Raw genomic sequence first — 7,899 nt, forward strand, 5'->3', positions numbered from 1 at the left:
CGAGGGGGCCCCGGTAGCCCGTGCCGCCGCCCGAGAACCCGGAGCCCCCGCCGACCGGGCTGCCGCAGACGCCGAGGACGGACTCGCCCAACCGATCGGCCTTAACGAAGGTGAGGCCGTCGGCAGCGTCGTAGACCGCGATGTCTGCTTCGGTCAGGTCGGTCTGGCGAACGATCTCGGCGCGCCGTGCGGCGACGTCGTAGGACCGGAAATCGGCGATGCGGCTGTTGGTTGATCGGCTGCTGGTTGATGACACGGGGGGGGTCGTCCTCCTGAAGTGGTTCTGTGCTCCGCTTCACAGTAGGGAGGTTGATGCCTGCCAGGCCACGTGCTCACAACACATCGATCGGTCGAAATTGTAGTGTCATGCACCATCGCCGCTGTCGTTGATGTCGCTTCCACCCTCTTCGGCTCCCACTTCTCGAAGTTCGTCGAGCCTCGTCGCCATGGACACGCGAAAGAAGTTCTCGTCTTCACGCCACGAGTGACCGAGGAGCGTGCGGATGCGGTCGAGTCGCTGAACGACGGTGTTCGGGTGGTAGTTGAGTGCGCGGGCAGCCTTGGTCGGGCTGCCGTCGTTGCGGACCAGAGCCCGAAGGGTCGCCGTGAGATCGGTGTCCTTGTCACGGTCGTAGGCGAGTACCGGGCCGATTACTTCGTCGACGAATTGATGGAGTGATTCCGGATTCTCGCCGAACAGAACGGTGTACGGCAGGTACGACGCAGTCGTGACCGCGCCGTCGGTCTTGCCCAACGCCGACAGTAGGCGGGCGGTGCGCAGCGCCGAGGTGAAGCGCGCCGGGAGCTCTTCGGGGCGCTCCGCCGTTGCCGGCGCAATGACTACTGCGTGGGGTCCTACCGAACCGGTGATCTGGCGGTGAACGACGGTCGCCGCAGCTGCCGGGTTTCCCGAGCGCGAGACCACCGCGATCAATCCGGCGTGCTGCGACGCCAAAGCTCCGACCGGCAGACTCTGCCCGATTGCACGGAGCGTCGCGGTGCGGAGTTCCGGAGCGACCGACACCACGAGGACGGTGTCGAGTTCGCCGAGGGAGATACCGAGGTTGCGAGTCCGACGTTCGAGATCGCGCCTCCGCTCGGGCGCAGTGCTCAACAGGTCGGCGACCAGTTCGTCACGTGCGCGCCGATCCGCTGCTGCTGCCGCCGAGTGTTGCAACACGAGAATCGCTGTAACCTGAGCTGCCCGTTCCACGGTCCTGAGTTCGACGGGTCCGATCGGCGCGTCCGATCGATTCAGCAAGATCGCCCCGAGGAATGATTCTCCGGCGGTGACGGCGCTGACGAGTTGGATCACGGTCTCGCTGTTATCGGCGACAAACGTGCATCGGCCACTGCGGCGACTCTGGTCGATGGCATCGGACACGGCGCGAGGTAGCGACAACGGCACCGTCGTGATCTGCTCACCCGACGATGTGACGAGAGGGCGTAGCTCATTGTCGACGACGACGGTGCTGCGTTCGAGTGCGCTGCTGAGGGTTCGTGCAACCTGGGCGTAGCCACCGCCGCGGAGAACGGCGTGGATCAGATCCTGGTGGACGATGTTCGATTTGTCCCGCGCGGACACGTGCTCGCGCAGCTCGTCGAGTGCTCGCCCGGTCTCGGCAGCGGATTCCTCGGCGCGGTCGAGTGCCCGCGCGGTTTGCAGGACCACCGAGGCGTGATCAGCCAGCGCCGAGAGCAGGGCGATCTGATCTGCGGTAAAACGCCGTTCCCGACGGTCGGCTGCAAACAGGACTCCGAGGATCTGGCCGTCGGAGAGCATCGGCACGCCGAGAATCGCCACCAGACCCTCGGCGCCGATCGCGGCATCGACCACTTCGTCATGGCGCGACTGCGTGTAGTCGCTGTAGTTCTGAACCCATTGGGCTGCTCGAGATTCGGCAATCGCGCTGACCAGTCCCGCGCCGGCAGGAACTTGCAGATGCTGGAGTTCCGGCGAGACCGCGCCGGCCGTCTTTCGAACATTCAGGTCACGAGTGATCACGTCGAACTCGGACAGGTACGTGACGTCGGTGCCCATGATGTCGTGTGCGCGGTTGACCAGCCTCTGCAGCAGTGTGTCCACGTCGCGAACCTGCGCGAGCTCACGTGCACTCGAATAGAGAACCGCCAATTCGTTCTCGCGACGGCGAAGTCGCCGAAATTCCGACCGACTGGCCCGGATGCGGGCCGCGGTCTCCGCGACCTCCGTTGCGCCAAAGCCGAATTCGGCAAGTATCTGTTCGACATGTTCGTCGCCGACTGCATCGGACGTCACGTCGAACAGCGCGGCAATCACGTTGGGCGCTGAGTCGGAGTCTGAATCAGGGGCGGTCACACCGAACAAACTACAGACCGGTGGATCCACCGAATTCGTCGAGCGGTGTGGATATGTGATTGTTGTTTGTTTCCAATGCATTCCGAGTCGTGCTCGTGTCTCCCGTTTCCCGTCTCAGTCTGTTCACGTCCTTCTCGAGCGCGCTGACTTCTGTCTCGAGGGCACTGATTTTGCGGTTCAACGCTTGGATGCTCGCCATGCAGACGCCGTTCGCGTCGACGGCGGAGATCCGGCGGGCGTTGGATCCCAAGCCGAAAATCGCCGCAAAGTCTTGCGCCATCGGACCCAGGTGACGGACCGACTTGTGGTCGAATCCGTAACTCCACGTACTTATTCGGAGTGCCGTCAACCGGTCGAGCACGTCCTGCGCGCTCGTCGGAACATCTACGCCGGTATGCACGCCACGTCGATGCGCGGCCCGTGCGAACACCCACTGCGCGGGGTGTCGCATCGCGGCGTTCACCCGAATACCGACCCGAGTGCCCAAAAATTCAGTGCGCTCGCCCTCGTCAGGCGGTGAGTTCACGTCGTGCGGTTTTGACGGTCTTGTCGCTCAGCAGAATTCCCGCTCCTGCGCCGAGCAGTCCGAGGCCGATTCCGACAGCGGCGCTGCCGAGGCCCAAAGCAATTCCCAACATGATTCCTCCAAAAATTGTGCGGTGAATTGAGGGGCCAGGTGTCCGACGAAAGTGCTGCCGACCTGCTCCGCGCTCATCTTTCACATTGCTCCGCCGTGCGGGCGATGACAACCCGTCTGGACCGAATTTCTCGTGGAAAACACAGGCGTGCAACACTGGGTGAAGAACTGCTGAGTCATCGGCGTCTTGTCGGCGCCGTACGGGCGGCAGTAATTGAGTAGCCATCGACCGATCTCTAACGCAGGTTTATCTGCGCGCGGCAACGATGACCAGGCAAAAGGGTGGCATGTGAACGAATCGAGCAGTGGCTTGTTTTCCGACCTCAGCGCGTCGGAGCCCGTTGTCGACGCGAAAAGCGCCGAGCAACTGGCTGCCGAGCGTGAAACTGCGGCAGCAGAACGCTCCAACACCGACACCGCTGAACAGCGGCAGTCACAGCTGTTCAGCGGTTAAGCGCGTCAGGACTCCTTGATCACCGACAGAACATTGCCGGCGGGATCGGTGAACCACGCGATGTCGGGGCCGTTGCCACGCATGATGCCTCGCGCATCCTGGGGGAATCCGTCGTATTTGAGAAACTCCACGCCACGTGCGGTCAGTTGGTCGACGGTTGTGTCGATGTCGTCGACGACGAAGTTGAGAATCGTGTAGGTCGCCGCTTCGTGATTCGGCTTCGGATAAACGAGGATCTCGGTTCCGCCGGCAATATGTAGGCGAATCAGTCCCATGTCTTCGTCGGTTACCTTCAACCCGAGTGTTTCGCCGTAGAACTTCTTTGCAGAGTCGATGTCTGTCACCGAAAATCCGCTGAATGCTTTCGTGTCTGTAAGCATGACTATCTCCGTTCCCAGCGGTTGCCGGACTAGGTGGTTTGGGAATCCGTCATCCCGGATTCCATCTCGGCCCTGGCTTCCTCGCTGAACTCGATGATCTGAACGTAGTTTCCGTCGGGGTCGATCGCGGTGGCGAACAAACTGCCCCCGCGGTCTTCGAGTGGAGCGTGCCAGTTTCCGCCGAGTGCATCGATGCGCTGCGCGATCGACCGGGCGTCGTCGGTCTCGACGTTGAGGAACATGCGACCCGGCTGGGGGTTGGTCTCGCCGACGTCGTCGCGTCTGTCGAGCATCACGTAGAAACCGTTGAAGTCGAGCACGTCGTAGCCGGGTTCGCCGGGAGTCCGGTCGACCTTCGGGGCGAACGCCTCGGCGTACCAGTCGCGCAAGCGTTCGGGGTCGGTGCTCGAGAGCAAAATGCTGCTGATGCTGGATCCGGACATGGGTCCTCCTGCTGTCGGTCGTTACTGTCGTCGGCAATCGAGGCTCTGGCCACGTCACCTCCCAGGTACAGACTTCCCGCAGCGGCGAAACTCATCGCGGCTCAGGTGTGTTCCGACACCAAGATCGCTGTCGTCCCTGGTTCGAGCGCCCGAAAGATGTGCTCCTCGTCGCCGGGATAAGCAAGATAATCGCCCGGTCCGAGTTCGATCGGATTTGCAGTGGGCCCGACCTCCGCCCGTCCGGTGCCGATCACGACGTGTTCGGTGGTGCCGCGTGCATGCGGAGTGGAAATACGCGGCTCGCCCGGTTCGGCGACTATCCGATACAGATCGCGTCGTGCGTTCGGTGGGCTCGGCGCCAAGAGCGTCGCGATGTACGACGCGTTTGCCGACGCAATCGCGGGACCTTCTCCGGCTCGAATCAACTGAACGGTCTGTGCCTGAGAGTCGACGAGTTGTGAGAACGGCACGCCCAATGCGTTTCCGAGTGCCCACAGTGTTTCGAGGCTCGGATTTCCGAGTCCGGATTCGAGTTGGGAGAGTGTGGACTTGGCGATATCGGCGCGCCGGGCGACCTCCGAAAGGCTCAAGCCTGCTCGGGCACGTTCGCGTTTGAGTGCGACGGCGACCAGTTTCTGAGGAGTCTCCGCTGTATCCGTTTCATTACTGGGCATCGTTCGATTCTCCGATCGATCGTTCTACTTGACGAACGGTGTCACTTCGTTCAACATAGAATACATGCGTTCTTTATGGCGAACAGTTGATCGAGACACGGTTCGGGTGAGCGTGCTGATCTGTCTCTCCGTGGCCATCGTCGGTGGGTCCTACGGTGTGACGGCAGGATCGGCTGGATTCTCGTTGTGGCAGCTTTTGGCGTTGGCTGTACTCGTTCTGGGAGCGTCTTCGGAGTTCTTGTTCATCGGAATCATCGCAGCCGGAGGCAGTGCCACCGCTGCTGTTGTGGCGGGCTTGTTGATCAACTCCCGTAACTTCGCCTATGGGATGTCGGCAGGATCATTCCTCGGCAGGGATCGCTACAAAGATTCAGGCTGGCGCAGGGGCTCGGGCTGGCGCAAGTTGGTCGGCGCGCACCTGGTCAACGACGAAAGCGTCGCGGTCTCCATGGCGCAGGAATCGGTGGAGCGCAAGCGTGCGGCTTTTTGGTTCTGTGGAATCGGGATCGCGGTGTCGTGGCCGATCGGAGCTCTCCTGGGCGGGCTGCTCGGCAGCGTCGTCCGAGACCCCGGCGCGTTGGGATTGGATGCCGCGTTTCCGGTTGTCATTCTGGCCCTTGTCTTTCCTGCGCTGAAGGAGAAGGTGACGCTGCTTGCCGCCCTGATCGGTGCAGCAGTCGCGGTGGCCACGTCGCCGTTCCTGCCGTCGGGTACCGCTCCGCTCGTTGCGCTGCTGAGTATCGCGGTGACGATACCGTTCCGGGAGAACGTTCGATGAATACCGCGTCGGTCTGGATCGGTATCGTCGTGTTCGCTTGCGGTTCTTACGCTTTGCGGGCAAGTGGCGTTCTGCTCCGCGCTCGGGTGAAGCTCTCCGGCTTCGCCGAGAAAACCCTCGATCGTGCTGTCGTGGTGCTGCTGCTCGCAGTGGTTGCGACATCGACGGTCTTCACCGGGCATGACGTTGCGGGGCCGGCGCGGATGCTCGGCGTGGTGGCCGGAGGCATCTGCGCCTGGTTCAAGGCGCCGTTGGTGGTCGTGGTGATTGTCGCGGCCGGCACTACTGCAGTACTCCGACTGTCAGGAGTGTCGTAGAGCCGATTCGGTGCGCGTTGAATGTGTGGTCGAATTCAGGCGAGTGCGGATGCCGTCGATGAACAGGTCCAGGCCGAACTGGAAGCGCACTGTCGGATCGCCATCGAGGAGGTCCTCGTCGGAACCGCCGCCGATCACCTCGGGGGAGTCGGGGGAAATGGGTGCTCGGGTAAGTGCCCCCATTTCTTCCATCTGCGCTCGGGACTGCTCGTCGACGGTGTGGCCGAGCACGTAGTACAGCAGGGCGTACGCCGCGAGTTGGGCATGCTCGCGTGATAGCCCGGATTCTTGCCCGGCTTGTACGAAATGCTCGCGCACCTTGCTGCTTGTCATCCGCGAGGCGAAGGTGGCGCTGACCAACTCGGCGCCGTCGCGGTGCGCCAGTAGGGCAGACCGAAGTCTGTGTGCCAGTTCGGAATACGCTTCTTGCCACGTGTCTGCGTCGACGGGGGCGTCGAGGTCTTCGAGGATCTTGTCGACGACCGCGCCCAGCAAGGTCTGTTTGTTCGGGAAGTGCCAGTAGAGAGCGCCGGGTTGGACACCCAGTGACGTTGCGAGCCTGCGCATCGTGAGGTCGGCAAGTCCGAACTCGTCGAGTATCGCCATGGCGCCGTCCAGCACGTCGCCGCGTCGCAACTGCACTTGTGTTCCCCTCGTTTCGTCCCGCTGTGGAGCGCTCTCGATCGAATGTCGATCGGACCCGCCTTTGACAGTATTCCACCACGTCTCTAACGTGAACACCGTTCAACTTGTACGGTGTTCAATTTTGCTGTTTCGAAGGAGACGTCTGTGACCCCGCCCCCGATTAGCACGGCCCCTGCGACGGTCGACATCCTCGACCAGGCGCGCGAGCAAGTTCTCGAAAGAGGAGTTGGCCTGACCGAAAGCCAGGTGCTCGACGTACTCCGACTTGACGACGACAGGCTCGAAGACCTGCTGGCTCTCGCCCACGATGTGCGTATGAAGTGGTGTGGACCGGAGGTCGAGGTCGAGGGCATCATCAGCCTGAAGACGGGCGGCTGCCCTGAGGACTGCCATTTCTGCTCGCAGTCCGGACTCTTCCAGTCGCCGGTTCGCGCGGCGTGGTTGGACATCCCGAGCTTGGTGGAAGCTGCCAAGCAGACTGCGAAGTCGGGCGCTACCGAGTTCTGCATCGTGGCCGCCGTCCGCGGACCCGACGCCCGGTTGCTCGCTCAGGTTGCCGCAGGCATCGAGGCGATCCGCAACGAGGTCGACATCCAGATCGCCTGCTCGCTCGGCATGCTCACCCAGGAGCAGGTCGACCAACTGGCCGCCATGGGTGTGCACCGGTACAACCACAACTTGGAAACTTCGAAGTCGCATTTCCCGAACGTCGTGACCACGCACTCGTGGGAAGAGCGGTGGAACACGCTTCGGATGGTTCGCGAAGCAGGCATGGAAGTGTGCTGCGGCGGAATCCTCGGCATGGGCGAATCCCTGGAGCAGCGCGCAGAATTCGCGGCCAACCTGGCTGAACTGGAGCCGGACGAGGTCCCGCTCAACTTCCTCAACCCGCGTCCGGGTACCCCGTTCGGTGATCTGGACGTGTTGCCCGCCAGCGAGGCGCTCAAGTCCGTGGCGGCATTCCGTCTCGCGCTGCCTCGCACGATCCTGCGCTTCGCGGGTGGACGCGAGATCACTCTCGGCGACCTGGGTGCCAAGCAGGGCATCCTCGGCGGAATCAACGCCGTGATCGTCGGCAACTATCTGACGACCCTCGGACGTCCCGCCGAGAAGGATCTGGATTTGTTGGTGGATCTGCAGATGCCGATCAAAGCACTGAACGACACTCTGTGAGCACTCCGGTGACCGAGGAGCGGTACAACCCGTTCACCGGGCGTCGGATCGTCGACGGCG

The 7,899-nt window shown here is 62.5% G+C and carries 11 protein-coding genes and 1 pseudogene; 4 read left to right on the forward strand and 8 right to left on the reverse strand.

Translation table 11 applies throughout. The features are described 5' to 3' along the window. The 4 genes and pseudogenes from RWT78_RS26090 to RWT78_RS26105 form a co-directional block, all read right to left on the reverse strand. Positions 1-256 (reverse strand): annotated as a pseudogene (locus RWT78_RS26090) (3-hydroxy-3-methylglutaryl-CoA reductase); the annotation flags it as partial. Between the two features lie 108 nt (positions 257-364). Continuing rightward, positions 365-2,338, reverse strand: a complete 1,974-nt coding sequence (locus RWT78_RS26095; protein ID WP_314681911.1) for a GAF domain-containing protein — start codon at positions 2,336-2,338, stop codon at positions 365-367. 10 nt (positions 2,339-2,348) lie between these two features. Further along, the gene (locus RWT78_RS26100) at positions 2,349-2,864 is read right to left on the reverse strand and encodes a tail fiber domain-containing protein (protein WP_030537101.1); all 516 of its coding nucleotides are present in this window, start codon (positions 2,862-2,864) and stop codon (positions 2,349-2,351) included. After that, complete coding sequence (locus tag RWT78_RS26105; protein ID WP_003941742.1) at positions 2,848-2,976, reverse strand: hypothetical protein; 129 nt, start codon at positions 2,974-2,976, stop codon at positions 2,848-2,850. Before RWT78_RS26105 ends, RWT78_RS26100 begins: the two co-directional genes overlap by 17 nt. A gap of 288 nt (positions 2,977-3,264) precedes the next feature. Here RWT78_RS26105 and RWT78_RS26110 point away from each other — a divergent pair, with 288 nt between their 5' ends. After that, positions 3,265-3,429: a hypothetical protein gene (locus tag RWT78_RS26110; protein ID WP_003941708.1), complete on the forward strand. Its 165-nt coding sequence runs from the start codon at positions 3,265-3,267 to the stop codon at positions 3,427-3,429. Positions 3,430-3,434: 5 nt separating this feature from the next. On the opposite strand, the gene RWT78_RS26115 is transcribed toward RWT78_RS26110, so the two are convergent. From RWT78_RS26115 to RWT78_RS26125, 3 genes are all read right to left on the reverse strand, one after another. Further along, a complete protein-coding gene (locus RWT78_RS26115) occupies positions 3,435-3,809 on the reverse strand; it encodes a VOC family protein (protein WP_003941681.1) in 375 nt (124 codons plus the stop codon). A gap of 29 nt (positions 3,810-3,838) precedes the next feature. Beyond that, positions 3,839-4,252: a VOC family protein gene (locus RWT78_RS26120; protein ID WP_003941719.1), complete on the reverse strand. Its 414-nt coding sequence runs from the start codon at positions 4,250-4,252 to the stop codon at positions 3,839-3,841. 101 nt (positions 4,253-4,353) lie between these two features. Beyond that, positions 4,354-4,926, reverse strand: a complete 573-nt coding sequence (locus RWT78_RS26125; RefSeq protein WP_030537098.1) for a helix-turn-helix domain-containing protein — start codon at positions 4,924-4,926, stop codon at positions 4,354-4,356. A 64-nt stretch (positions 4,927-4,990) separates the two neighbouring features. On the opposite strand from RWT78_RS26125, the gene RWT78_RS26130 reads away from it, so the two are divergent. Further along, positions 4,991-5,704, forward strand: coding sequence for an AzlC family ABC transporter permease (locus RWT78_RS26130; RefSeq protein WP_314681914.1), 714 nt, complete (start codon positions 4,991-4,993; stop codon positions 5,702-5,704). Then, positions 5,701-6,021 carry an AzlD domain-containing protein gene (locus RWT78_RS26135; protein WP_314681916.1) on the forward strand — a complete coding sequence of 107 codons (321 nt, stop codon included), beginning with the start codon at positions 5,701-5,703 and terminating at the stop codon, positions 6,019-6,021. The genes RWT78_RS26130 and RWT78_RS26135 overlap by 4 nt, the downstream gene beginning before the upstream one ends. On the opposite strand, the gene RWT78_RS26140 is transcribed toward RWT78_RS26135, so the two are convergent. After that, positions 6,007-6,663, reverse strand: coding sequence for a TetR/AcrR family transcriptional regulator C-terminal domain-containing protein (locus tag RWT78_RS26140; RefSeq protein ID WP_065352567.1), 657 nt, complete (start codon positions 6,661-6,663; stop codon positions 6,007-6,009). The two genes, RWT78_RS26135 and RWT78_RS26140, sit on opposite strands and share 15 nt — an antisense overlap. A 162-nt stretch (positions 6,664-6,825) precedes the next feature. On the opposite strand from RWT78_RS26140, the gene bioB reads away from it, so the two are divergent. Then, complete coding sequence (gene bioB, locus RWT78_RS26145; protein ID WP_024487821.1) at positions 6,826-7,839, forward strand: biotin synthase BioB; 1,014 nt, start codon at positions 6,826-6,828, stop codon at positions 7,837-7,839. Positions 7,840-7,899 lie beyond the last annotated feature (60 nt).

Origin of the sequence: uncultured Rhodococcus sp., from assembly GCF_963525155.1 — a bacterium.
Classification (GTDB): domain Bacteria; phylum Actinomycetota; class Actinomycetes; order Mycobacteriales; family Mycobacteriaceae; genus Rhodococcus_F; species Rhodococcus_F qingshengii.

Coding starts and splice junctions, on each gene's coding strand:
- RWT78_RS26130 (WP_314681914.1), top strand. CDS start 4,991: ATGCGTTCTTTATGGCGAACAGTTGATCGAGACACGGTTCGGGTGAGC.
- RWT78_RS26120 (WP_003941719.1), bottom strand. CDS start 4,252: ATGTCCGGATCCAGCATCAGCAGCATTTTGCTCTCGAGCACCGACCCC.
- RWT78_RS26135 (WP_314681916.1), top strand. CDS start 5,701: ATGAATACCGCGTCGGTCTGGATCGGTATCGTCGTGTTCGCTTGCGGT.
- RWT78_RS26115 (WP_003941681.1), bottom strand. CDS start 3,809: ATGCTTACAGACACGAAAGCATTCAGCGGATTTTCGGTGACAGACATC.
- RWT78_RS26125 (WP_030537098.1), bottom strand. CDS start 4,926: ATGCCCAGTAATGAAACGGATACAGCGGAGACTCCTCAGAAACTGGTC.
- RWT78_RS26105 (WP_003941742.1), bottom strand. CDS start 2,976: ATGTTGGGAATTGCTTTGGGCCTCGGCAGCGCCGCTGTCGGAATCGGC.